This is a genomic window from Enterobacter cloacae complex sp. HYC033_NIDB (assembly GCF_056673335.1).
Map to the genome: position 1 here is coordinate 2988520 of NZ_CP115123.1, position 25340 is coordinate 3013859.

22 protein-coding genes and 1 pseudogene are annotated in these 25340 nt (G+C 52.7%); 13 read left to right on the plus strand and 10 right to left on the minus strand.

Going from position 1 to position 25340, the window contains the following annotated elements; translation table 11 throughout:
• Positions 1-70: 70 nt before the first annotated feature.
• Positions 71-925 (minus strand): glycosyltransferase family 17 protein, encoded by an 855-nt coding sequence (locus tag O1721_RS14455; protein ID WP_003857421.1) that lies wholly within the window; start codon positions 923-925, stop codon positions 71-73.
• Between the two features lie 192 nt (positions 926-1117).
• Here O1721_RS14455 and O1721_RS14460 point away from each other — a divergent pair, with 192 nt between their 5' ends.
• The gene (locus tag O1721_RS14460) at positions 1118-1828 is read left to right on the plus strand and encodes a YnfC family lipoprotein (RefSeq protein WP_017384542.1); all 711 of its coding nucleotides are present in this window, start codon (positions 1118-1120) and stop codon (positions 1826-1828) included.
• Positions 1829-1845: 17 nt separating this feature from the next.
• On the opposite strand, the gene speG is transcribed toward O1721_RS14460, so the two are convergent.
• Both speG and O1721_RS14470 read right to left on the minus strand, forming a co-directional pair.
• On the minus strand, positions 1846-2406 hold the full coding sequence (gene speG / locus O1721_RS14465; protein WP_003857416.1) for a spermidine N1-acetyltransferase: 561 nt from the start codon (positions 2404-2406) through the stop codon (positions 1846-1848).
• Positions 2406-2744 carry a DUF1283 family protein gene (locus tag O1721_RS14470; RefSeq protein ID WP_006808856.1) on the minus strand — a complete coding sequence of 113 codons (339 nt, stop codon included), beginning with the start codon at positions 2742-2744 and terminating at the stop codon, positions 2406-2408. The genes speG and O1721_RS14470 overlap by 1 nt, the downstream gene beginning before the upstream one ends.
• 150 nt (positions 2745-2894) lie before the next feature.
• Here O1721_RS14470 and O1721_RS14475 point away from each other — a divergent pair, with 150 nt between their 5' ends.
• From O1721_RS14475 to O1721_RS14505, 7 genes are all read left to right on the plus strand, one after another.
• Positions 2895-3221, plus strand: a complete 327-nt coding sequence (locus tag O1721_RS14475; protein ID WP_003857412.1) for a YnfA family protein — start codon at positions 2895-2897, stop codon at positions 3219-3221.
• Between the two features lie 111 nt (positions 3222-3332).
• Positions 3333-4547, plus strand: coding sequence for a D-mannonate dehydratase ManD (gene manD, locus O1721_RS14480; protein WP_017384541.1), 1215 nt, complete (start codon positions 3333-3335; stop codon positions 4545-4547).
• A 14-nt stretch (positions 4548-4561) separates the two neighbouring features.
• Positions 4562-5581 carry a Zn-dependent oxidoreductase gene (locus tag O1721_RS14485; RefSeq protein WP_023296536.1) on the plus strand — a complete coding sequence of 340 codons (1020 nt, stop codon included), beginning with the start codon at positions 4562-4564 and terminating at the stop codon, positions 5579-5581.
• A 73-nt stretch (positions 5582-5654) separates the two neighbouring features.
• On the plus strand, positions 5655-7040 hold the full coding sequence (locus tag O1721_RS14490) for an MFS transporter (protein ID WP_479953116.1): 1386 nt from the start codon (positions 5655-5657) through the stop codon (positions 7038-7040).
• Positions 7037-8443 (plus strand): glucuronate isomerase, encoded by a 1407-nt coding sequence (uxaC, locus tag O1721_RS14495; protein WP_032648195.1) that lies wholly within the window; start codon positions 7037-7039, stop codon positions 8441-8443. Before O1721_RS14490 ends, uxaC begins: the two co-directional genes overlap by 4 nt.
• 27 nt (positions 8444-8470) lie before the next feature.
• Positions 8471-10009, plus strand: coding sequence for an MFS transporter (locus tag O1721_RS14500; RefSeq protein ID WP_032668917.1), 1539 nt, complete (start codon positions 8471-8473; stop codon positions 10007-10009).
• Between the two features lie 223 nt (positions 10010-10232).
• Positions 10233-11696 (plus strand): mannitol dehydrogenase family protein, encoded by a 1464-nt coding sequence (locus O1721_RS14505; RefSeq protein WP_032619752.1) that lies wholly within the window; start codon positions 10233-10235, stop codon positions 11694-11696.
• Between the two features lie 44 nt (positions 11697-11740).
• Here O1721_RS14505 and ydfZ read toward each other — a convergent pair whose 3' ends face one another.
• On the minus strand, positions 11741-11944 hold the full coding sequence (ydfZ, locus tag O1721_RS14510; protein WP_003857405.1) for a putative selenium delivery protein YdfZ: 204 nt from the start codon (positions 11942-11944) through the stop codon (positions 11741-11743).
• A 287-nt stretch (positions 11945-12231) separates the two neighbouring features.
• Between ydfZ and O1721_RS14515 the strand changes: the two genes are divergently transcribed.
• The gene (locus tag O1721_RS14515) at positions 12232-12663 is read left to right on the plus strand and encodes a universal stress protein (RefSeq protein ID WP_015570611.1); all 432 of its coding nucleotides are present in this window, start codon (positions 12232-12234) and stop codon (positions 12661-12663) included.
• Positions 12664-12698: 35 nt separating this feature from the next.
• On the opposite strand, the pseudogene O1721_RS14520 reads toward O1721_RS14515, so the two are convergent.
• Positions 12699-13384, minus strand: a pseudogene (locus O1721_RS14520) (GntR family transcriptional regulator).
• A 90-nt stretch (positions 13385-13474) separates the two neighbouring features.
• Positions 13475-14221: a bifunctional NADP-dependent 3-hydroxy acid dehydrogenase/3-hydroxypropionate dehydrogenase YdfG gene (gene ydfG, locus O1721_RS14525; protein ID WP_015570609.1), complete on the minus strand. Its 747-nt coding sequence runs from the start codon at positions 14219-14221 to the stop codon at positions 13475-13477.
• Between the two features lie 143 nt (positions 14222-14364).
• On the opposite strand from ydfG, the gene dcp reads away from it, so the two are divergent.
• The gene (dcp, locus tag O1721_RS14530; protein WP_032648197.1) at positions 14365-16398 is read left to right on the plus strand and encodes a peptidyl-dipeptidase Dcp; all 2034 of its coding nucleotides are present in this window, start codon (positions 14365-14367) and stop codon (positions 16396-16398) included.
• A gap of 261 nt (positions 16399-16659) precedes the next feature.
• On the opposite strand, the gene O1721_RS14535 is transcribed toward dcp, so the two are convergent.
• Positions 16660-17718 (minus strand): YncE family protein, encoded by a 1059-nt coding sequence (locus tag O1721_RS14535; RefSeq protein WP_017384534.1) that lies wholly within the window; start codon positions 17716-17718, stop codon positions 16660-16662.
• A gap of 164 nt (positions 17719-17882) precedes the next feature.
• Here O1721_RS14535 and fhuE point away from each other — a divergent pair, with 164 nt between their 5' ends.
• Positions 17883-20051 carry a ferric-rhodotorulic acid/ferric-coprogen receptor FhuE gene (gene fhuE / locus O1721_RS14540; protein WP_032648198.1) on the plus strand — a complete coding sequence of 723 codons (2169 nt, stop codon included), beginning with the start codon at positions 17883-17885 and terminating at the stop codon, positions 20049-20051.
• A gap of 319 nt (positions 20052-20370) precedes the next feature.
• Here fhuE and O1721_RS14545 read toward each other — a convergent pair whose 3' ends face one another.
• Positions 20371-20874, minus strand: a complete 504-nt coding sequence (locus tag O1721_RS14545) for a DUF1543 domain-containing protein (RefSeq protein ID WP_023296544.1) — start codon at positions 20872-20874, stop codon at positions 20371-20373.
• A gap of 325 nt (positions 20875-21199) precedes the next feature.
• Between O1721_RS14545 and O1721_RS14550 the strand changes: the two genes are divergently transcribed.
• Positions 21200-22114, plus strand: a complete 915-nt coding sequence (locus O1721_RS14550) for an extracellular solute-binding protein (protein WP_032648199.1) — start codon at positions 21200-21202, stop codon at positions 22112-22114.
• 14 nt (positions 22115-22128) lie between these two features.
• Positions 22129-22875 (plus strand): molybdate ABC transporter permease subunit, encoded by a 747-nt coding sequence (locus O1721_RS14555; protein ID WP_032648201.1) that lies wholly within the window; start codon positions 22129-22131, stop codon positions 22873-22875.
• Between the two features lie 320 nt (positions 22876-23195).
• On the opposite strand, the gene O1721_RS14560 is transcribed toward O1721_RS14555, so the two are convergent.
• Together O1721_RS14560 and O1721_RS14565 are read right to left on the minus strand one after the other, a co-directional pair.
• Entirely contained in the window at positions 23196-23435 is a 240-nt protein-coding gene (locus tag O1721_RS14560; RefSeq protein WP_003857390.1) for a DinI family protein, read from the minus strand.
• 87 nt (positions 23436-23522) lie between these two features.
• Entirely contained in the window at positions 23523-24785 is a 1263-nt protein-coding gene (locus O1721_RS14565; protein WP_020480531.1) for an amino acid permease, read from the minus strand.
• Positions 24786-25340: the final 555 nt, after the last annotated feature.

The window sequence follows — 25340 nt, forward strand, 5'->3', positions numbered from 1 at the left end:
CATAGCAGGGTTAGGGTAAGCTTTTGTTTTTGGACCTGTCTTTCTGAATTGTCCTGGAGCCCTGCCAGCGTCATAAAATAAATTGCGAGTAATGGTGCTGATTGTCTACCAGATAAGAAGGCAGGGTGCGTTTTGATACCTCTTGCCTGACCAGTTTTCGGTCTCGTCCCCAGATATCTTCGGCGTTGGTAATAACCTTCATAATATGTTCCGGGTTATTAAATTCCGGCAGATCGTATTCGGTATGAGAAATGGTAGACATTTTTTCGGAAATTCTTTCTGGAGTCATTACCCATGAGAAATGCCAGCCGCCATCTTTCACAATTTTATTATTGATTTTTAGCCAGTTCCATTTAAACCATGACCAGTTTTTATCTTTGCGCGCACGCTTCCAGTTTCTGAAAGATTCAGGCTCACCGTGGAAGAAATGCTTAAGGTTGTAATAGGATGTCGCGCGGGGCAAGGTACATTTTCTCGGCGTACCATCCGTGTTGTGAACCTGGAGATTAAACTGATAGTTGAACACGTTTTGATGAATAGTCGTGCAGAGCGCGCGCGGATTAATGGCCCTGACCGTGTCGGGAGAGAAGATTTCGTCAACGTCTGACACCAGAATCAGATCGTCGTCTGCCGCGTCTTTTAACCCGTTCATAATGGAGTTGCGAAGCGCTGCTTCATTTGCCCAGGCATCAACCTGGTTATTATCCGCACGGTTTAAAATAGGCTGCGCGTCAAAAGGCACGTAAATGATTTTGTCTTTGAATTTGGCAAACTTTGTAATATCGAAATGCAATTCTCTCGGTATGCCCGTAAAAGAGTGTGTTGCTTCTACAATGACAAAACGGTCAACGACATCAGCGAGAGTATGTAATCTGATGTCGAGCAACATATCTTCGTCATAGTATAAAAAACAGTCGTAAATCATGATGTTAACCCGAAAATTTAAGAATCTAATTTTATAATAGTGTGGAATCTTTCGCGCCCAAAGTAGCCACTTTGGCAGGTCTCGTCAATGCAAACGACGGATTTATACAGCGCAAAGTGTCAAATGAAGTGCTGTTATGTAAGTTGCTGTATTTGCTAATATGATTGTATCTCTCTTTGAACGGTAAATGATGTGAATAAATACGCAGCGATAACGCTACTGGCAACGGTACTGGTGGGATGCGACAACAACACCGCGCCGCTGTCATTTACGCCGGAGATGGCGAGTTTTTCGAACGAGTTTGACTTTGATCCTCTGCGCGGGCCGGTGAAGGATTTTACCCAGACGCTGTTCAACGATAAGGGTGAAGTCTCTAAACGTGTGACCGGCACGATGTCAACGGAAGGATGTTTCGATACGCTTGAACTGCACGATCTCGACGCTAATACGGGCGTTGCGCTGGTGCTGGATGCTAACTACTACGTCGATGCGGAAACCCAGCAGCAGAAGGTAAAGTTGCAGGGGAAATGTCAGCTGGCGGAACTGCCGTCTGCCGGCCTGACGTGGGACACCGACGATAACGGGTTTGTGGTTGCCGCGCACAGCAAAGAGATGGAAGTGAAGTACCAGTATGACGCCGACGGCTACCCGCTGGGTAAAACTACGGTTTCCGGCGACAAGCGTTTATCGGTCAAGTCGGTGCCGTCGAAAGATCTGCGCAAGCGCATGGATTATACGGCGGTAAGCCTGTTGAACGATAAACCGATGGGCAATGTAAAGCAGAGCTGTGATTACGATCGCCATAATAACCCGGTGAGCTGTGAGCTGGTGATCACCGATGACAGCGTCAAACCTGCCGTTGAGCACAAGTACACCATCAAAAACAGCATTGAATATTATTGAGAATAAAACCGCGCAGGTTACTGCGCGGTGGGTTTAAGCAGGCTGGCGGAGGAGGACTTATGCCCGGCCAGATGCTGATGCTGGAAAATGCACATGCGGATGGTGTTACGGTATTCGCCGTTAATAAAGAACTCATGGATCAGTTCACCTTCCACCATAAAGCCCAGCTTACGGTAGATATGAATCGCTTTTTCGTTCTCTTTGTCGACGATAAGGTAAAGCTTGTAGAGATTCAGGACGTTAAACCCGTAATCCATCGCCAGCTTTGCCGCCCGCGACGCAAGACCTTTCCCCTGGTGCTCCGGTGAAATAATGATCTGAAATTCCGCTCGACGGTGAACGTGGTTGATCTCAACCAGTTCAACCAGCCCGGCTTTCTCACCTTCGCACTCCACCACAAACCGGCGTTCACTCTGATCGTGGATATGCTTGTCGTAGAGATCGGACAGCTCGACAAACGCCTCATAAGGCTCTTCAAACCAGTAGCGCATCACGCTGGCATTGTTGTCGAGCTGGTGAACAAAGCGTAAATCTTCGCGCTCCAGCGGACGGAGCTTAACGTCACACGGCGTCGACATTACGGTGCTACCGTGCGGCCAGTGCGACGATCCAGACAGCGTAGGGTGTTAGGCTCCCAATAGGCGTTGACGTTGGCACTTTGCTGGCATTTGTCGCGGGCATCAAACGCGACGTCTTCTTTATCCCACTCTTTTTCCACGCGCTTATTCACTTTCTGACGCAGGCTGCGGGTGTCATTCCATTGTTCTTTGTCCATGGCGGCGTTCTGACGGCTTTGCGCGCTGTCACCAGACTCAATGATGAGTTTGCTGGTTTCGGCTGATGCCGTTGCGGCGAAGGCGAACGATGACAGCGCCAGTACGGCTGTCAGACAAAGGCGTTTGCTTAATGTAGTCATAGCGTTTCCTTTAAACGGGTGCAGACAATCGGATTACCCCGTTGGATTCTACACCAATCCGAAAGGGTGTCATACCCGCGCGGCAGGTATGGGAACGATGTGAACATTATCGCGTATGATGTCTAAATCAATCCTCACGAAACGAGAAAAATGTTCAAAACGACGCTGCTTTTTTTCGCGACCGCGCTGTGCGAAATCATCGGATGCTTTTTGCCGTGGCTCTGGCTAAAGCGGGGCGCTTCCGCGCTGCTGCTGATCCCGGCGGGTGTGTCCCTGGCCCTTTTTGTCTGGCTGCTCACCCTGCATCCGGCCGCCAGCGGGAGGGTATATGCGGCCTACGGCGGAGTGTACGTCTGTACCGCGCTGCTGTGGCTGCGCGTTGTCGATGGCGTCAGGCTAAGCCTGTATGACTGGGCAGGCGCGCTGATTGCCCTGTGCGGCATGTTGATCATCGTGGCCGGTTGGGGACGCGCATAAGCGTCCTTATAGTGTGATCGCCCGCTGATTTTACGATCATTATACTTGTATGGTAGTAGTGTAGTTGCGTAAATTTCCTGCATCACAACGAGCGATGTAAGGAAATGGATTATGAAGATTGTCGGGGCTGAAGTATTTGTCACCTGCCCGGGGCGTAACTTTGTCACCCTTAAAATCACCACCGATGAGGGCATTGTCGGCCTGGGTGATGCCACGCTGAACGGACGTGAACTTTCCGTTGCCTCCTACCTGAAAGATCACCTGTGCCCTCAGTTGATTGGCCGCGATGCGCACCGCATCGAAGATATCTGGCAGTTCTTCTATAAAGGCGCTTACTGGCGTCGTGGTCCGGTCACCATGTCAGCGATTTCTGCCGTGGATATGGCGCTGTGGGACATTAAGGCGAAAGCCGCGAACATGCCGCTCTATCAGCTTCTGGGCGGAGCCTCCCGGGAAGGGGTGATGGTTTATTGTCACACCACCGGGCACACCATTGACGACGTGCTGGAAGATTATGCCCGTCATAAAGAGATGGGCTTCAAGGCAATTCGCGTGCAGTGCGGCGTGCCGGGAATGAAAACCACCTACGGCATGGCAAAAGGAAAAGGGCTGGCGTATGAGCCAGCGACCAAGGGCGCCTGGCCGGAAGAGCAGCTATGGTCCACTGAAAAATACCTCGACTTCACGCCGAAACTGTTCGACGCAGTGCGCAGTCAGTTCGGCTTCAATGAACATCTCCTTCACGACATGCACCACCGTCTGACGCCCATCGAAGCGGCGCGATTCGGCAAAAGCATTGAAGAGTACCGTCTGTTCTGGATGGAAGATCCGACTCCCGCTGAAAACCAGGAGTGTTTCCGCCTGATCCGCCAGCACACCGTCACGCCAATTGCGGTGGGGGAAGTGTTCAACAGCATCTGGGACTGCAAGCAGCTGATTGAAGAGCAGCTCATTGACTATATCCGCGCCACCATAACCCATGCGGGCGGCATCACCGGGATGCGTCGCATTGCGGACTTTGCCTCACTTTATCAGGTGCGTACCGGCTCACACGGCCCGTCGGATCTGTCGCCGATTTGCCACGCCGCGGCGCTGCATTTTGACCTGTGGGTACCGAACTTTGGCGTGCAAGAGTATATGGGGTATTCGGAGCAGATGCTGGAAGTGTTCCCGCACAGCTGGCGCTTCGATAACGGCTATATGCACCCGGGCGACAAGCCAGGGCTGGGCATTGAGTTTGATGAGAAGCTGGCGGCGAAATACCCGTACGATCCGGCTTATCTGCCGGTGGCTCGTCTGGAAGACGGCACCCTCTGGAACTGGTAAACGAGGAGCGAATGATGAAAAGCGTAGTGATCCAACAGCCGGATGTGCTGGTGATTGAAGAGCGTCCTCTCCCGTTGCCGGGCGCAGGCGACGTCCGCGTCAAAATTAAGCTCGCCGGTATTTGCGGTTCAGACAGCCATATCTATCGCGGGCATAACCCGTTTGCGAAATACCCGCGGGTAATCGGTCACGAGTTCTTTGGCGAAATAGACGCGGTTGGCGAAGGCGTGGAGGGCACCCGACTGGGCCAGCGCGTTTCGGTTGATCCGGTGATCAGCTGCGGGCACTGCTACCCGTGTTCCGTTGGAAAACCGAACGTTTGTACTTCGCTGGTGGTGCTGGGCGTCCACCGTGACGGCGGCTTCAGCGAATACGCCGTGGTGCCGGCGAAAAATGCCTGGCGCATTCCGGATGCGATCCCTGACCACCACGCGGTGATGGTTGAGCCATTCACCATTGCCGCCAACGTGACGGGGCAGGCGAAACCCACCGAACAGGATGTGGCGCTGATTTACGGCGCAGGCCCGATGGGGCTGGTCACCGTGCAGGCGCTGAAGGGCGTTTACAAGGTGAAGCAGGTCATCGTGGTGGATCGCATTGATGAGCGGCTGGAGATGGCGCAACGCAGCGGCGCAGACTGGGTCTTCAACAACGGCGAGCATTCTTTACAGGCCGCGCTGGATGAAAAAGGCATCAAGCCGACGTTAATCATCGATGCTGCCTGTCATCCGTCCATTTTACAGGAAGCGATTACGCTGGCGTCTCCGGCGGCGCGCATCGTGCTGATGGGCTTCTCCAGCGACCCGAGCCAGATTGTGCAGCAGGGGATCACCGGCAAAGAGCTGTCGATCTTCTCTTCGCGCCTGAATGCCAACAAATTCCCGGTGGTCATTGACTGGCTGGAAAAAGGGCTGATCGACCCTGAAAAACTGGTCACCCATACATTTGACTATCACCACGTTACAGACGCCATCGAACTGTTTGAAAAAGACCAGCGGCAGTGCTGCAAAGTCTTGCTCACGTTCGACCAATAATAATTCACGCGGTTAAGAGCCTGCGAAGACAGGCTCTCAGTGGTACGCATCTTACCTTGCAGAGATAGCCATTATGACTCAAGCACAACCTCAAAGAAGTACGTCAGATCTGGTGAAAGCCGCCGTATCTGGCTGGCTGGGCACCGCCCTGGAGTTTATGGATTTCCAGCTCTACTCCCTTGGCGCCGCGCTGGTGTTTCATGAAATTTTCTTCCCTGAGCAGTCCGCGGCCATGGCGCTGATCCTGGCGATGGGCACCTACGGCGCAGGCTACATCGCGCGTATTGTCGGGGCATTTATCTTCGGCAGAATGGGCGACAGAATTGGCCGTAAAAAAGTGCTGTTTATCACCATCACCATGATGGGGATCTGCACCACCTTAATCGGCGTCCTGCCAACCTACGCGCAGATCGGGATTTTCGCACCGGTGCTGCTGGTGACGCTGCGTATTATTCAGGGGCTGGGCGCGGGGGCTGAAATCTCCGGCGCAGGCACTATGCTGGCCGAATACGCCCCGAAGGGTAAACGCGGCATCATCTCCTCGCTGGTGGCCATGGGCACCAACTGCGGGACGCTGAGCGCCACGGCGATCTGGGCCGTGATGTTCTTTGCCCTCGATCGTGAAGAACTTATTGCCTGGGGCTGGCGCGTGCCGTTCCTCGCCAGCGTGGTGGTGATGATCTTCGCCATCTGGCTGCGTATGAACCTTAAAGAGAGCCCGGTGTTTGAGAAGGTAAACGATGCCGAAGCCGTTGCGCCGGTTGCTGCGCAGGATACCTCGGTCGGCGCGATGTTTAAGAGCAAATCGTTCTGGCTGGCGACGGGGCTGCGCTTTGGTCAGGCCGGTAACTCTGGGCTTATCCAGACCTTCCTTGCCGGGTACTTGGTACAGACGCTGTTATTTGATAAGGCGATCCCAACCGATGCGCTGATGATCAGCTCGATTCTTGGCTTCGTCTCCATCCCGCTGCTGGGCTGGCTGTCCGATAAAGTGGGGCGCCGTCTGCCATATATCATCCTTAACATTTCAGCCATTATTCTGGCTTACCCGATGCTGTCGATTATCGTCGATAAGAGTTACGCGCCGGGCGTGATTATGCTCTCTATCATCGTTATTCATAACTTTGCGGTGCTCGGGCTGTTTGCGCTGGAAAACATCACCATGGCGGAGATGTTTGGTTCGCGAAACCGCTTTACCCGCATGGCGATCTCCAAAGAGGCGGGCGGTCTCGTGGCGGTAGGCTTTGGTCCGGTGCTGGCGAGGATCTTCTGCAATATGACCGGGTCCTGGTGGCCGATTGTGGCGATGCTGGTGGCGTACTCGCTGATTGGGCTGGTCTCCGCTTTGCTGATGCCAGAAGTGCGCGACCGCGATTTGAGCCTGGTGGAAGATGCAGCTGAACCCCTGCGCCAGAGCGATACCGCAGCGAAGCAGCGGAAATATGGAGCCCTGTCATGAGTTTTATTAACGATAACTTTATGATTGGCAATGCGAGAGGTGTTGAACTTTATCGTAACGTCGCGAAAGCGCTGCCAATTATTGATTATCACTGTCACCTGGACGCGAAAGATATCTTCGAGAATAAAAATCTCGATAATATTACCGAACTCTGGCTGGCTGGCGATCATTATAAATGGCGCGCCATGCGCACCAACGGTATTGACGAAAAATACATTACGGGCGATGCCCCGGCGGAGGATAAATTTGCGGCATGGGCTGAAACGGTCGAAGCGAGCTATGGAAATCCGCTCTATCACTGGACTCATTTAGAACTTCACCACTATTTTAACTGTGACGAACCGCTGGGCAGGCATAACTGGCGTGAAATAATGGAGCACTGTAATCTGCTATTGCAGCAGCCTGATTTTACGCCGAGGGAACTCATTAAACGCTCCAGGGTAGAAGTTATTTGCACGACAGATGCTCCGCTTGATGATTTACGCTACCATCAATTATTGCGTGATGACGCGACGTTCAACGTTAAGGTATTACCGACCTTTCGTCCGGACGATGTTTTTGCGCAAAACGCGGAACAGTTTGCCGACTTTATCGATCGATTAGGTGAGACGACAGGATCTAAAATCCAGACATTCAGCGATTTTGTTAAGGGAATGAGCCAGCGTATTGCCTGGTTCCACGAAATGGGGTGCCGAATTTCCGATCACGGACCCGTGGAGATCCATTTTCAGTCAGCAGATGAAAGACAGGTTGAATCCGTGTTTGCCCGAAAGCGCCGGGGTGAAAATCTGGACGCCCGTAATAATGCGATTCTTGACAGTGCCATTTTTATTATGCTGGCGCATAATTACAGGCAGCATAACTGGGCAATGCAGATACACTTCGGTGCGATTCGCAATAATAATTCCCGCATGTACCGTTCTTTGGGTAGTAATACTGGTTTTGACTCGCTGACCGATCAGTCGAATATTGCGGCCAATCTCAACCAACTCCTGGATGCAATGGCGCAGGCTGAAGCTTTGCCCAAAACCATTCTATATAACCTCAACGCCAGCTATAACGATATTGTCGCGACGACTATCGCTAATTTTCAGACTGCGGAATTGGGCGTTAAATCGCCGATACAGTTTGGCTCCGGATGGTGGTTTAACGACACTCAACGCGGAATGGAAAACCAGCTACATAGCCTTGCGGATCAGGGGCTATTAATGAATTTTGTCGGTATGTTAACCGATTCCCGTAGTCTGGTTTCGTATACTCGCCACGATTATTTCCGACGTATTTTGTGCAATATCATTGGTGGCTGGGTGGAGCGTGGTGAAGTTCCGGATAATAACGCCATCCTAACGAAGATGGTTAAAAATATTTGCCATGATAATGCTGAAAACTATTTCAGATTCTAAATTCTACTCACTGAGTGGGGATGGAACATGTCTCGTACTGCAAAAAAAATTACTATTCCGGTTAGTATCGGCTACGGACTAACGGATATTATGGGCGGCGGTGCCTTTACCGTTATCGGCGCTTGGTTATTATTCTTCTATACGACATTTGTTGGGTTGTCACCGGTTGAAGCGGCGTCTATTGTTGCTATAGCGCGCATTGTCGATGCTATCGTTAGTTTGTTTATGGGAAGTTTCACTGACCATTTTTACAAAAACTATTTTGGTAAAAAATTTGGTCGCCGACGTTTCTTTTTGCTGATCGGTGCACCGTTGATGCTGGTCTATGCATTGCTGTGGCTTGATGGCATGACATACGGTTTTTATCTCGCCGTCTATCTAGCATTTGAAATTATTGCTGCAATGGTACTGATCCCGTGGGAAACGTTACCGTCAGAAATGACAAAAGACTTTAACCAGCGGACCAAACTCTCTACCTGTCGCATGTTTCTTTCAGCGTCCGGGACGTTTCTGGCGACATTTATTCCCGGATTACTGATCGGCTATTTCGGGGAAAACAGCGCCCATGCCTACCTCATAAACGGCGTTATTTTTGCTGTACTGTTTATGGTATGTGTATTCATCTCGTGGAAAGTGACCTGGGAACGCGAGTTGACGCCGGAAATGCTCTCCGGGCTGGAAAAAAACACACGCCCACAAACAGCAGGGGAGAAGCTGGCTGCCTTTGGACGACTTTTTAAGGAGTATGGTTCCACCCTGAAAATCCGGGCCTTCAGGAAACATCTCGCCATCTATCTGCTGTCGTTTACCGGCAAAGATGTCTACAACACGGTATTTGTATTTTTCTGCGTCTACTGTCTGAATGTCTCTTCCTCACTGGCAGGCACGCTGCTGTCGATGAGTATTGTGGGGCTGCCCGTCACGTTAATTGCGGGTATAGGGATCATCAGATATGGGCCATCAAAGCTATATGTATTTGCCTATTCACTGATGTTGCTCTGTTTGGGGGGCTTCTTTGCCGTGTACCAGATCCCTGCGCTGAATACCGTCTCGACGCTGGTCATTCTGGCCGGGGTGTATCAGGTGGGGCGCTGCGTCCTTGAGTTTACACCGTGGAACGTGTTCCCGTTCATTCCAGATATCGATGAAATGGTCAGCCGTCAGCGTCGTGAGGGACTGTTTGCCGCGGTAATGACATTCTCCCGAAAAACCACGGTCGCTATTGCCACCTTTATTGTGGGTCTCCTGTTACAAAGCGGCGGATTTGTAAAAGGGAGCCAGACGCAGCCAACCGAAGCCATCCACACCATCGCAATGCTGATGTTCATCGGCACTGCTGCCTTGCTTATCCTGGCCCTGTGGCAGGCTCTGACATTCAACCTTAACAAGCGTACGCACAAAATCTTTGTGGATGAGCTGGATCGCCTGAAAGCCAACGGCTCTCCCCAACGCGTATCCGCCGAAGCTCGCCGGGTCGTGGAAGATTTAACAGGCTATTCCTACGACAGGTTGTGGCGTGAGCCGACGGTCCGGTCCGGCGAGCAGACGGTGCGCACCCCTGTATGATCTGGTTTATATCTTTTGCCAGATGTCACACAACTTGATTTTTATATCACACCACTTGGCCGAAAGTTAATGTAAATCAATGTTCATGGCAGCATAACCAGTATTGTGATCGGCAGGATAAAGTAATGACACTGCCATTCTAGTTGGTTTAGTCAACCGGCGCAGCCGCACTGTCACCAGAGCGGCTGCGGATCTCAGCGTTCATAATTAACGAGTCTCAATCATGGAAAACCGTTTATTACAGGCGAAGGCAACGCGTCCTCAGTACGATCGCGACAGCCTCAAGGCACGCATTGTTCATTTAGGGTTTGGCGCGTTTCACCGTGCGCACCAGGCGGTGTACACCGATATACTCGCCGCAGAACAGGGCAGCGACTGGGGTTACTGCGAAGTTAACCTGATTGGCGGCGAACAGCAGATCGCCGATCTGAAGGCACAGGATAATCTTTATACCGTAGCAGAGATGTCTGCCGATGCGTGGACGGCGCGCGTGGTCGGCGTCGTCAAAAATGCGCTGCATGCGCAGGTCGACGGCCTTGAAACCGTGCTGGCGGCGCTGTGCGATCCGCAGGTCGCCATTGTTTCCCTGACCATCACCGAGAAAGGGTATTGCCACTCCCCGGCAACCGGACAACTGATGTTCGATCATCCGTTAATCGTTGCCGACCTGCAAAACCCCCATCAGCCGAAATCTGCGCCAGGCGTAGTGGTTGAAGCGCTGGCGCGGCGTAAGGCGGCGGGGCTGCCAGCATTCAGCGTGATGTCATGCGATAACATGCCGGAAAACGGCCACGTGATGCGCAATGTCACCTGCGCCTACGCGCGCGCTGTTGACGGCGAACTGGCCGACTGGATTGAAGCGAACGTCACCTTCCCGTCAACCATGGTGGACCGTATTGTGCCCGCCGTCACGGCTGAAACGCTGGATAAAATTGAACAGCTGACCGGCGTACGCGATCCGGCAGGTGTCGCCTGCGAGCCGTTCCGCCAGTGGGTGGTTGAAGATAATTTCGTCGCCGGACGTCCACAGTGGGAAAAGGCCGGTGCGGAACTGGTTTCTGATGTCATTCCGTTTGAAGAGATGAAGCTGCGTATGCTTAACGGCAGCCACTCGTTCCTGGCCTATCTCGGCTACCTGGCCGGTTATCAGCACATTAACGACTGCATGGAAGATGAACATTATCGCGCAGCCGCGCATGCGCTGATGCTGAAAGAGCAGGCGCCGACGCTGAAAGTGAAGGGGGTGGATTTAGCTCACTATGCCGACCTGCTGATCGCACGTTACAGCAATCCGGCCCTGCGCCACCGCACCTGGCAAATCGCCATGGACGGTAGCCAGAAATTGCCGCAGCGGATGCTCGATTCCGTGCGCTGGCACCTTGTCCACCAGAAACCCTTCCCGCTGCTGGCCCTGGGTGTGGCGGGCTGGATGCGTTATGTCGGCGGTGTGGATGAGCAGGGTAACGCGATTGAGGTGAGCGATCCGCAGCTGGCGGTGATTCAGGCGGCGGTAAACGGTAGCGCTGAAGGCGAAAGCCGCGTTAGCGCGCTGTTGGGCATTGAGGCTATTTTCGGTAACGAGCTGCCGAAGGACGCGGTGTTTGTGGCTGCGGTCATGCAGGCCTATCAAACGTTGCTGCAAAAAGGCGCGAAGGCCACGGTTGCTGAGTACGCCTCCCGGCTTTAACGCGATGACATGCCGCCGTCCGCGGCGGCATGTCGGGGCGCAGCTTAGTGCATCCCCAGGCGAATCAGCTCAATCGGTTCGAACTTACCTTCGCATCCTTCGACTTCAACCGTTTTACCACGGCGCACCTGCTCGGCATTAAGGCCGTCGCTGTGGATCGCTTTAATCACGCCGAACTGGCCTGTGCCGCTAATCATGACGCGGCTGCCAGTGGTGATTGCATTTCGGTTACGGTCGTATGTCATCATGGTATTTTCTCCTCTCGTACTTATCCGTTACGGCGCTAATTCAACGGCTGCCGTTCACGGGGCACTATTAATACGCCTCTCTTTAACGAAATTATTTGCTTTTGATCAAGCTCACACTTTTTTCTTATTTCATGCAGGCGTTGACGGTTCAGGACACCACTTTACAAAGCGGACAGTTATTTTCCTTAATTGATAGTTTCCGGGTGCAAGTGTTTAGGCTTTGTTTATATCCACAATGTCATTCTGGAGGCAGAAAATAACCCTTCATCGGAAAAGGAGTCAGGCTTATGTATAAGAAAATTTTGATGCCTGTTGATGTGTTTGAAATGGATTTGAGCGATAAAGCGGTACGCCACGCGGTCAACCTCGCGAAGGCGGAAGGCGCGACGATCACCCTGGTCAACATTCTCCCTAACAGCAGCCGTTCGTTACTGCGGGGGTTCAATGCCGATATTAAGAAGTTCGAAGAGTATATGACCGCCGAGTCTGATAAGAAGATGAAGGCGCTGAAACGGCTCTTTGATATGTCCCCGGACAATATTGACTGTGAAGTTCGCTTCGGCAACGTACGCGATGAAATCATCAAGCTCAGCAAAGAGGGGAAATACGACGTTATTGTTATCGGATCAAAAAATCCGAGCATTACAACCCATCTGCTGGGTTCAAATGCTGAAACTATTCTGCGCTACGCCACTATTCCGGTATTAGTGGTCCGCTAATTACTTCGCCGCAACCGAAAGGAGGCGGCGAGGTTTTATTCTTCGTTGAACCACTCGCGGTTTTCCTGGCGAATTAACTGAACTGACTCACTAATTTCCTGAAGGTGAAGCGTCATCGCTTTATCTACGGCTTCCACGTCGCGTTTTTCCAGCGCGCTGAAAATATCATGATGCTGGCGCAGCAACATCTCTGGCGGAGAAACATGGTCGAGGCTCATGTAGCGCACGCGGTCGATGGTAGCTTTGATGTTTTCGACGGTATCCCACGCGAGCTGGCACTCGGCGATCTGCGCCAGTTTCTGGTGGAACTCGTCGTCCAGCTGGAAAAAGTCGTTTAACTGTTTGCGGTCGATGGCGATTCGTTGCTGATGCAGGTTTTGCTCCAGCAGGTAGCACTGGTTATCGTTGATGAGCGACGCGGCGCGACGCACCACGGCGCACTCGATGGCCTGGCGAACAAAACAGCCATTCCGTACCTGCGAAAGCGAAATTTTATTTACATAGCTGCCGCGCTGAGGGCGGATCTGAATAAGGCCGTTTTCTGCGAGCTTAATAAACGCTCACGTACGGGCTGACGGGAAACGTCAAAACGTACCGAAACCTCTTTTTCTGAGAGTGGCGTTCCCGGTGGGATCAGGCAGCGAACAATATCACGGCGTAAGATGCGATAGATTTGCTGATTAACGGGCTGGGTAGGATTAAGTTGCGATTCAGCGGCCATGGGTTGTGATTTCTCAGAGAGTTAACCTGAACATACTACCATTCTTTTCCCTGCCATCACATACCCGGCCCGCAGGCCGGGTGGGGTATATTAACCGCGATGCACGCTGAGTCCGGCATAGGTCTGGCTGACGGGCATCATCTCCACCGTGTTGATGTTGACATGCTTCGGCAGATTCGCGACCCACCAGACGGTTTCGGTGATATCTTCCGGCGTCAGCGCATTCGCATTTTCATAGGTTTTATCCGCTTTCGCGTCGTCGCCTTTGAAACGCACGTTGGAGAATTCAGTTCCGCCTACCAGACCCGGTTCAACATCGGTCACGCGGATCGCGGTTCCGTGCAGGTCGGTGCGCAGGTTCAGACTGAACTGGCGGACAAAGGCTTTGGTCGCGCCATAGACGTTGCCGCCCGCGTAAGGCCAGCTTCCGGCGGTGGAACCGATGTTAATGATATGGCCACGGTTACGTTCAACCATGCCCGGCAGCACGGCGCGGGTCATGTACACCAGCCCTTTGTTGTTGGTGTCGATCATGTTTTCCCAGTCTTCCACGCTGGCTTTGTGGGCAGGCTCCATACCCAGCGCCAGGCCGGCGTTATTGACCAGCACGTCAATTTCACGCCATTCGGCAGGCAGGTTGGCAATCATCTCTTCAATGGCGGCGCGGTTGCGCACGTCCAGCTGTGCGGTCAGAATGCTGTCACCCAGCTCGTCTTTTAGCTCCTGCAAACGCTCCTGACGACGCCCTGTTGCAATCACTTTGTGTCCGTTGGCGACGAAGCGACGCGTGATGCTTTCACCAAAACCCGCTGTCGCCCCGGTAACTAAAATAATCATCTCACTGTTCCTCAACGCTTTTTGTGTTGTACTAACATAGCACGCTCTCCGGCACGTCGTTAAGGCAACATTTGTATGACGCCATTGCAGGCCGGCGCAGGCTGGCCTACTCTGGGGAGAAATACCGTGCTCAGGAGTAAACGATGTCGGTCAACAATCCTTTTTTTGAAATTAGCCTGTTGCCTTATCAGGCGCCACGTTTTGATGCGATTAACGACAGCCATTATCGTCCGGCATTTGATGAAGCAATGCGCCTGAAGCGTGCAGACATTGACGCGATTATCGCGCAGCGCGCCGCGCCGGACTTCGACAATACCGTGCTGGCGCTGGAAAAGAGCGGGGCCATGCTGTCACGCGTGAGCAGCGTGTTCTTCGCCATGACGTCCGCACACACCAACGATGATCTTCAGGCACTGGACGAGCAGTTCTCCACCGAACTGGCCGGGCTGGCGAACGATATCTGGCTAAACGATACGCTTTTCGCCCGCGTGGAAGCCGTCTGGCAGGATCGCGAGGCGCTGGATGCCGAATCCCGACGACTGACGGAGGAGATGTATCAGCACTTTGTTCTTGCGGGCGCGCGTCTGAATGCCGATGAAAAAGCCGAGCTGAAAGCCCTGAATACCGAAGCCGCCACCCTGACCAGCCAGTTCAACCAGCGCCTGCTGGCGGCGAACAAGGCGGGAGGGCTGGTGGTGGACGATGTTCACCAGCTTGACGGGCTCAGTGCGGAGGAGGTGGCTGCCGCGGCTCACGCTGCCGCAGAAAAAGGGCTGACGGATCGCTGGCTGATCCCGCTTTTGAATACCACGCAACAGCCCGCGCTGGCGGCGCTGTCGTTGCGCGAGACCCGTAAAAAGTTGTTCAGCGCGGGCTGGGAACGCACTCAGAAAGGCGACGAAAACGATACGCGCGAGCTGATCCGTCGGCTTACCGCGTTACGGGCAAGACAGGCGCAGCTGCTCGGCTTTGACAACTATGCGAGCTGGAGCATTGCCGATCAGATGGCGAAAACGCCGGAAGCCGCGCTCGAATTCATGCGCGGGATAGTTCCTGCGGCACGCGGCAGGGCCGCGCTGGAGCAGGCGGATATTCAGAAGGTCATCGACGACGAGCAGGGTGGTTTTATGGTGCAGGCCTGGGACTGGGCGTTTTATGCCGAACGCGTGCGCTCAGCGAAATACGCGCTGGATGAGTCGCAGATCAAACCCTATTTCGCGCTCAATACCGTGCTGGAAGATGGCGTATTCTGGACCGCCACGCAGCTGTTCGGTATCCGCTTTGTCGAGCGTTTTGATATTCCGGTTTACCACCCGGATGTTCGCGTGTGGGAGATTTTCGACCACACGGGTGAAGGCATGGCGCTGTTCTACGGCGACTTTTTCGCGCGTGATTCCAAAGCGGGCGGCGCGTGGATGGGGAATTTTGTTGAGCAGTCTTATGAGTTTGCCGCGCGTCCGGTGATTTATAACGTCTGCAACTATCAAAAACCGGCGAACGGGCAGACCGCGCTAATCTCCTGGGATGATGTGATTACCCTGTTCCACGAGTTTGGCCATACCCTGCATGGCCTGTTTGCCAGCCAGCGCTATGCCACGCTTTCAGGCACCAACACACCGCGTGATTTCGTTGAATTTCCTTCGCAAATCAATGAACACTGGGCCAGCCATCCGCAGGTGTTTGCGCACTTTGCTCGTCACTATCAAACAGGCGAACCGATGCCGGATGCGCTGCGGGAAAAAATGCTCAATGCGACCCAGTTTAATAAGGGTTATGACATGCCGGAGCTATTGAGCGCCGCGCTGCTGGATATGAACTGGCACGGCATTCAGGAGCCCGTTGAAGACGTGGAAGCCTTTGAAGCCGCCGCGTTGAAAAAGGAGGGGTTGGATCTTCCAGCCGTACCGCCGCGCTATCGCAGCAGCTATTTCGCCCACATCTTCGGCGGCGGCTACGCGGCAGGGTATTACGCCTATCTCTGGACGCAGATGCTGGCGGACGATGGATATCAGTGGTTTGTCGAGCAGGGCGGTTTGACGCGCGTGAACGGACAGAAATTCCGCGAGGCGATTTTGTCCCGCGGCAACAGCACTGATTTAGCTGAACTTTACCGGAACTGGCGCGGGCACGATCCGAAGATCGAACCGATGCTGGAGAATCGCGGATTGAGTGCGTAAGGCTTTTTTAGTGTGGGAACAGAACCGGGCGCGAGGCCCGGTTTTTTCTTTCCCAAAATGAATCCTTAATTCTGCGAAATTTGCAGGAGGATAGGGGCCAGCTTCACGTAGCTACACCTTTACTTTTACCCAGTAAGGATCCCCGCGACTTTAGAACATCTGGCGCTTTAACCCGACTTTATCCGTTGGCCGGACTAAAGATACTGCTTCAGCGTCCACGTTTATAAGTCAGCCATCCCTCACAGGATGGCTGTATATTGTTTAATTTAATGAAATACGAACCACACTATCCGGGCCTTTCGTCGTGTTGTCGTCATTGAAGTCCTGCTTCACGGTTACGTATAACGTTTTACCGTCCGGTGTTACCAGAAGACTGTTGGGATGGCTGGTGAACGTCCAGCTGTTTTTCACAGCATAGCTCCCGGCGTCAAGCTGCAACACCTTCCTGGATTCGCGCTGAGTGATGAAAATTTCGTTGCGCTCAGCGTTAAACTTTATTCCCAGCGCATCGCCTTTAAGACGCTTGATAACTTTCCCGCTGCGCTCATCAAATACCAGTGTGGTTTTGGCTTTTGAATCATCAGTCACGAACAGGCGCCCGGTGGCCGGATCTTCTGCCATATTCAGGAACAAATACGCTTTTTTATCTCCCGGCGTCCAGCGCTGTTCGATTTTATACGTCTCCGGGTTAATCACCAGAATTTCACCGCCGCCATTGGCGGCATAAAGGCGGTCTGTCAGCGGCGAATAAATAATCCCCGTCACCCATTTCCCGGCATTTTCGATTCGGGCTTTTAGCGTCATGGTGTTGGCATCAACCACGGAGATAAACCCAGGGTCGGCAACGCCGCCGATAAACAGTTGTCCCTTGTGGAAGAGGATTTCACGCGCACCAACCGGGTCGCCATCCTTGTCTTTGCCTTCAAACATCAGGCGCTGTAGCACCTTGCCGCTTTGCACGTCCACTTTCGATACCCCGCCATCAAGGGTGTTGGTGGTGTAGTAGACCTTGCCATTATCGTCCGCTGCCATGCCGAAGTTTTTCAGGTCGGTGTGGGTTTCACCTTGCGTGGCAAGCGTTGTGGGATCCAGTTTATAGAGCACCCCGCCGTTGACGTTTTTGAAACTCTGCGCGCTCGCAACGTACAACGCGTTTGCCGTTGGGGAGTAAACCATCTCATACAGACCGTCAGCGAGTTCGCGCTGCTTGAGCTCAGCCGAATCCGGGAGGGCTGCTGACGCCGTTGCGCTCAGGGTTAACGCCGCGGTAAGAATGCTTAAGCCCCATGTCTTTCCTTTTAGCCAATGGAATGTGTTCATTTTTTGTTCCTGTCATGCGCGAGCCGCGCTGATTTTGATAAATATACATTTATTTACATTTAACTTACAAAATTACCTGTGCATAATAAAGCAAATAATTATCATTTCCATTCTTATTTGGATGAATGATTTGCACATAACGACAACAACAGACAGGTAACATGATGATTTTTAATGGCAGGGCTAATCGCGCGAAAGCGCCCGCAGGATTAATTCCTGCTTCCTTCTCACTTTCACTGCTTGCGCTGGCAATGTCCGCCGTCATGCACCCGGCACAGGCGGATGAAAATACGCAAGAACAAGAGATGGTTGTCTACGGTGACGGGAACGGGAGCGCCGACTCGCAGCAGGATTATGCGGTAAAAACCACGCGTTCAGGCACCAAAATGCTGCTGACCCCGCGCGATATCCCCCAGTCAGTCAGCGTCGTGACGCGCCAGCGTATGCAGGATCAAGACCTGCAAACCATTGACCAGGTACTTACCAATGCCACCGGCGTTTCGTCGCAGCAGGTTGATAGCGAGCGTTCCAGCTACTTTTCCCGCGGCTTTGAAATCACCAATTTCGCCTACGATGAGATCCCCACATCAATGGGCGACGCGTGGAACTTTGGCGATGCGCAGGAAGATACTGCCATTTATGATCGTATAGAGATTGTGCGTGGCGCAAACGGCCTGATGACCGGCGCTGGCGATCCGGGAGCAACGGTGAACATGGTGCGTAAACGTGCCGACAGTAAAACCTTCAGGGGCAACGTCAGCGCAAGTTACGGAAGCTGGAACAAACAGCGTTATGTGGGCGACATCTCCGCGCCCCTCAATTCCGACGGCAGCCTGCGTGGGCGCGTCGTGGCAGGTTATCAGGATCAGGACAGCTGGCTTGACAGATATGGCAAGCGCAAGAAATTTCTCTATGGCGTCATTGAAGGCGATGTAACGGAACACACGACGGCCTCGCTGGGCTGGGACTATCAGCAAACAAACACAGCCAACCCGACCTGGGGCGGATTACCCAGCCTGTACAGTAACGGCAGCCGTACCCATTACGATCGCAACGTCAATACCTCGGCAGACTGGACGGGATACTCCGTTGAGTCGCGTAAAGTTTTTGCTAACCTCACCCACAACTGGGATAACGGCTGGTCGGTGCGTTTCAATGGAACCCACGGCGAGCAAACGTTCAATGATACCCTGCTTTATGTGATGGGCAATCCGGACGCCACCACCGGAGAAGGCGCATCAGGCTGGGGTAGTAAGGATCGCGGCAAGCGCACTCTGGACGCCTTTGATGCCTACGCCAGCGGGCCTTTTGAACTTCTCGGGCGTCAACATCAGCTGATGGCCGGAGCCAACTATAGCCGACAGCACAATGCTACCTTCAGCAAAGACGGGCCAATGGACAGTGCTCAGATTGGCATCTTCAACAACAGCTGGGACGGCAGCGTGGCCGAGCCGGAGTGGGGCGACTGGTATCAAAATGCGGATGATATCGTGCGGCAAAAATCGGCGTATACGGCGGCACGCCTGTCGCTGGCGGATCCGTTGTCGCTAATCGTTGGCGCACGTTATACCCAGTACAGCTCAGATGGCAGCAGCGGCGATATGCGTAAATACAACACAACCCCTTACGGCGGGCTGGTGTATGACATCAACGACAGCCTTTCCGCTTACGCCAGCTATACCTCAATTTTTGCCCCGCAAACCAAACGCACGAAAGAGGGTGCATGGCTCTCTCCCGTCACCGGTAAAAATTATGAAACCGGCCTGAAGGCAGACTGGATGGACGGTCGACTGACCACCAACGTTGCCGTATTCCGCATAGAACAGGAGAACGCGGGGGAGGAAATCAGCGGGGTATTCGTTAATGGATCCAGCGAACAAGCTTATCGCGCAACCAAAGGCGCAGTGAGCAAAGGGGCGGAATTTGAGGTGAACGGTGCCGTTACCGACAATCTACAGCTTACCTTCAGCGCGACCCGCTATGTTGCCCGTGATTCAGATGGCCGCTTCAACAGCTTTGCGCCGCAGACGCAGCTTAAGGTGTTCAGCCGTTACCGCGTCCCGGCGCTTCCGGATCTGACCGTAGGCGGCGGCGTGAACTGGCAGAATCAGGTGTACAAAGATGTCACCGGTCCGGACGGCGAGACGCAGCGCCTCTATCAGGGCAGCTATCCGCTCGTCGACTTGTTCGCGCAGTATCAGCTGACGAAACAGCTGGCGGTGCAGGCAAACGTTCGTAACCTGTTCGACCGCGAATACTACTCATACCTTGATGACTCTGCCGTCTATGGCGAACCGCGTAGCGTCTCGGTAAGCATGAGTTACACATTCTGATCTAATCAGCTTATCGCTATCCTGGCCATCACCTGTTCCGAAATGCGCTTCGGCCCCACCAGCGGCAACGACACGGCGATGGCCGCCATGCCATTGCCATCCTGGTAACGAATAATGTGCCGGTTTGAACGGGGGACGAGCCTGGTGCCGGAAACATTGGATCAGTTAAAGAAGACGTATGTTGGATATGCAGTAAAACAGCCAGACGCAAAAGCGTAAATATTCAATGAACAGTACGCCCTCAGACTCGAGGGGCATCCTGAGCAATACTAAAAGGGGACCTGTTTCATCCTGAAGCGATGCGTCTCTTTATGCAGTTTCATGCGCCTATCGGTAAATATCCCTGCCACTCTGGAAGATCGCGGTGCCCTGTATCGCAGGGTGTCAGATGAATAAACAACCCTCCAACCTTTTCAAGCAACAGGCAATCATCAACCTCTTTTAAATTATCCTTATGTTGTTGATCGACACCGCAAAGTAGCGTTAGTAATGCTTTCTCCTTAGCCTGCCGGGCATTTTCGGCGACGAACAGATCATATTCGTGCAGTTCTGCAAGCGTATCCGGCCTGTAACCACCCGCATTGACGAAAAATAATCTCTTCGTAGACTGGGGCGGCTCCGGGGAAAGCGTGACAGAGTATCCGTCGGCCCACGTGATACGGCTATAGCCGTCTATATGAATTTTATCACTATCACCAAACCATGCTTCACGCAGTGCAGGCCAGGCATCATTGGGCTTACGTGCCGCCACAAACTGGATGTCGTGGACTTCAATATTGGATTTACCGGCATTTCCGCCGACATAAAACATATACAAATTCATACAACCCTCAGAAGTTATTTAATCTCTATATATTTAACTATATAGCGAGTTGGGCTACAACTGTGCAAAAGACATTGATGACAATGAGTTCAAGATTCTTCTACGCAAAGCCACGAGGAGTTTACGCAGCATGTTTCATGAACAATTGCCCACATTTGGATGACAACATCTGACTAAGTTGACCATGCACCACCCAGACCGATTTCCTTTTATTCAACCTTGCATCAACGGCGCGCTTGAGGAGGTTGTCATTGCGGTGATTTTTCTGGAAAATTCGATATATAAAAAAATATATAACGAGAGGGTGTTTATGGCCAGGAAACGAATGCAGGTTGCGCTGGTGGCGGTTGCGCTGCTGCAAATGCCATCCATGGCGCTGGCAAAGGATATCAGGGTGACTTATGCCGGTTCCATGGGCAAAGTAATGGACCAGGGGTTAGGTCCGGCTTTTTCCAGAGCAAATAACGACGGCTATCAGGGGCAGGGCCAGGGTGCATACGGGATGGCACGCCTGCTTGCAAGCCACAAAATTGAGGCCGATGTGTTTGTCTCCATCACCCCGGGGCCGATGCAAATTCTCAAAGACGCCGGGCTGATAGATGAGGCGGTCCCTGTCGCCAGTACCAGCATGGTGGTCGCTTACAGTCCTGAGGGTAAACATGCAGCGCAGTTTGAACAGGCCAACAGAAAGAAAGACGGCTCGTGGCTGACTCTGCTGACGCAGAAAGATGTCTCATTTGGCCGCACCGATCCTTATGTCGACCCAAAAGGCCAGAATATTGTGTTTAGCCTGATGCTGGCGGAAAAGTATTACAACATGCCGGGCATCACCGATAAAATTTTAGGCTCGCTGCAAAACCCACAGCAGACTCATCAGGAAGGAGGGCTGCTGGCGCGTCTGGAAAGCGGTCAGGTGGATGCAGCAGCGGGATACGAGAGTGAAGTTCGCTCAGCGCATTTGCCGTATGTCGCGCTGCCGGATGAAATAAACCTCAGCAACCCGGCGATGACGAAACAGTGGTATGACACCGTCAGTTTTACCATTAAAGACAGTAAAGGCCAGGATCAAATTCTGCACACTCAACCAATGGTGTTCTATGCGGCGGTGCTGAAAAACGCGCCGAATGGTGTAGAACAGGGACAAAAGTTCGTATCGTTCATGCAAAGCGCCGAGGGGCAGAAATTGTTCAAAGCGTTTGGCTACGCCGAACCTAAAGGAGACAGCTTATACGCCCGCTAAGAAAACCGGGCTGGGTGGCGGGGTGGTTATCTCTGCCCGCTATCCTGCTGTTAAGTATCCCCTTTATCACGCTGATTAGCGTCACGCCCTGGCATCATCTGAAGCTGGCCTGGCGAGACGACAGCGCCATTGCCGTCTCTATGGGACTGGGTGTGCTGGCACTCGGAATTATCATTCTTATCGGCATGCCGGTGGCATGGTGGCTGTCACAAGCCACGGGTCGAAAACGATTGATCGGTGAACTGCTGGTGATGATCCCTCTGCTGACGCCACCGCTGGCAATGGGGATTTTGCTGGTTTCGGCTTTCGGGCCTTATGGCGTGTTTGGCCGCTGGCTTTCACTGTTGGGAGCTACGCTGGTAAATAATCCGGCGGCGTTTGTGCTGGCTCAGGTTTACGGCGCTTTGCCTTATTTTATCGTGGTGTCGCGTTCGGCGTTTGCCACTGTTCCCAAAAATATTCTTGAAGCGGGACAAACGTTGGGAGCTTCTCCCTGGAACCGCTTTCGTTTTCTTACATTACCCCTGGCATTGCCTGGGCTGGCTTCTGCCGTAACACTCGCCTGGGTTCGCGCGGTAGGCGAGTTCGGGATCGTGATGATCTTTGCTTATTTCCCGCAGGGTATACCGGTAAAGCTGTATACCAATCTGCAAAATGACGGGGTGGACACAGTATATACTTTGCTATGGATGCTGCTGGTAGTGACGCTTCCCCTGCCAATGGTCTGCTTTGCTCTTGGCAAACGAATGGCCAGGAAATGAACACCCCTTAGATCGTCCGTTCCTCGTTCATAGCGGATGAGCTTGCTCACGTTTCCATTTCAGCGGGCTACCTCGAATAACCCCAAACCGGATTCTTCATAAAAGGCCACACACAGAAACCTCCAGTCAGTCAGACTGAAAGTACAAGGCAGGAAGAAAATGTGGCGCGCGCTGGATATGTCTTACAATTGGATCGGTGGGATTATGCTGGGGGAACCATGGAGGCGTAAATCGGTACGTCGCGATAGCGGAAGAAATTACGCAAAGTTAACGTTGTATGCTCTTTGTCTCCCGAAGCCAGAACCGGGCTTTGCGCCCGGTTACTCTTGTATTAACCACATGTCCGACTCTTCGAACATCTCCTCAAGCATGCGGTTGAGCTTTTCACGGTCGCTTTTGCTGGCGTCGCTGTTCAGGCCGTTCGCTTGCATTGGCTTAACCGTCACGCTGGCATCAGGAAAAATCCGGTGCACGCGTTTTGTCAGTTCGGCCAGAATGATTTCCCTGGCTCCCTCCAGCCCCTGTACGTTTCGCTTGTCATAAACCAGTTCCACAAACATGATTGTTTACCTTATGGATATTACGCATGTGATTCAGCCTGAACGTAAAATACTACTGTATATGGGTACAGTCAAACGGCGTTCAGACTAAAGCATTGTCCAGAGCAATGCAGACAGCGTTGCCAGCCCCCCCAATACGACCAAAAACACCGTCACGCCGCGAAGCTCTGCCAGCGAGGGGCGGGTGTATATGAGGTACGCCGGGATAAGGAACAGGATCACCGCGATCAGTGGTCCGCAGAACATTTCAATCAGGCTGAGCACATCCGGATTGGCATAAACAATGCCATAGGTCAGCAGGAACAGCGCCAGAGAGGCCAGCCGCTTGCTGGCGTTGGCCTTTTTGCCGGATACGCTGGCAGCCAACTGGCCAAACGTTTGTGCGACCGACAGACCTACGCCGAGGAAGGATTTCGTCATACCGATGATAGCGATGAGCGGGGCAATGTGGTAAATCAGGCTGAAATCACCGTTTCCCTTCATCACCGACAGCACATTCAGGTTTTCCGCCTTCGCTCGCACAAAGTTGTCATGGGGGATCCCCAGCACGCAGCTCAGCACGAAAAAGAGGATACTGGCGAAGATAGCTAAGTAGGCGATACGGATCACGAACAGTGCCTTTTTCTCACCCTCCGCTTTCCTCTCCCGGTAGTAAGAGCTCAGCGGGGAGACCATAGGCGCGCAGCAAAACGAGAAGGTAATAAGCGGCAGCGTCAGCCAGATATTTTTCAGCGTTACCGGCAGCGGCGTGGCGTTCATTTCAGCGGCCGTATCGGTCAGGTTAGACAGATGCCATCCCGGGATAAGTGATACGGCGATCAGCAGTACAGATGCCGCGAACGGCAGCGCCAGTGCGCTCATAATGGCCACGACTCTGTCCCGGCCCTTGCTAAGCACCACATACAGCGCAGCAACCACGATAAACGACAATGGCCCACGGCTGATGGCGGTAATATGCAGATGCTCCACCAGTAAATTACTCAGCGCATTAATCAGCGCCACCCCGTAAACCAGGGTTACCGGGAAGAAGGTCACACAATAGAACAGGGTGATCAGCTTTTCACCCCTTCCGCTGAAGAAGGAGCCGAAGATCGGCAACGTGCCGTTTTCAGTCTTCTCTTCACGCATATATACACGACAAAGGAGTAAATGGGGGATCAGGGATAACGGCAGCCCCAGCAGGAGCATAACCAGAAAAATAACCGGACCACGGGTGCCGATTTCCACGGGAAGGAACAGTGTTCCCGCTCCGACGGCTGTACCATAAAGGCCCAGCGTCCAGATATTATCCTGCCAGTGCCAGTTAGAGCGTGTTGTAATATTAGCTGAGAGAGTTGTGGCTTTATTCATCATATTTTACCGCGTTGTTAGAGGGGCGACGACTTATTTAGTTTTTATCTGTCTGTAGTCGTCGCTGCGCCATTACGTCACGGGTGGGAGGGGTTTGATGTTGCATACCGAAAACCTTATGTGTATGCCTGCAATAACTATCGTTATTCTTTGACGATGCTTTAACAGGCGGTTAATTAAGAAAGGGATTTGTTAAATTAACGAACAAATAACGACTGACTTTCCCTGCCTGCACGTCTGTTAATTAAAGAATAAACACCCCGTTTTATTAAGTACCATAAGGCGCCATCATATTGAAGGGGGGCTTATTTAATTATTTTATTGGGCGTGAAATTATCCCGTTATGCCTGAAATTAAAAAACATAATGTAGACAATCGCGTAACCCGCTCGTAGCTTTCGAACCGTCTTGTAACATAACGCTCTCTTTATGGTGGCTAAGGGGTTAAGGACGTCGTATGCCTGCTATTAAACGCCCCATAAGAAAATCCTCTTCTATACTCAGTTACGTTTAGTGAAATATGCCGCCGCTCCACACGTCGCGTTCCCTTAATAGC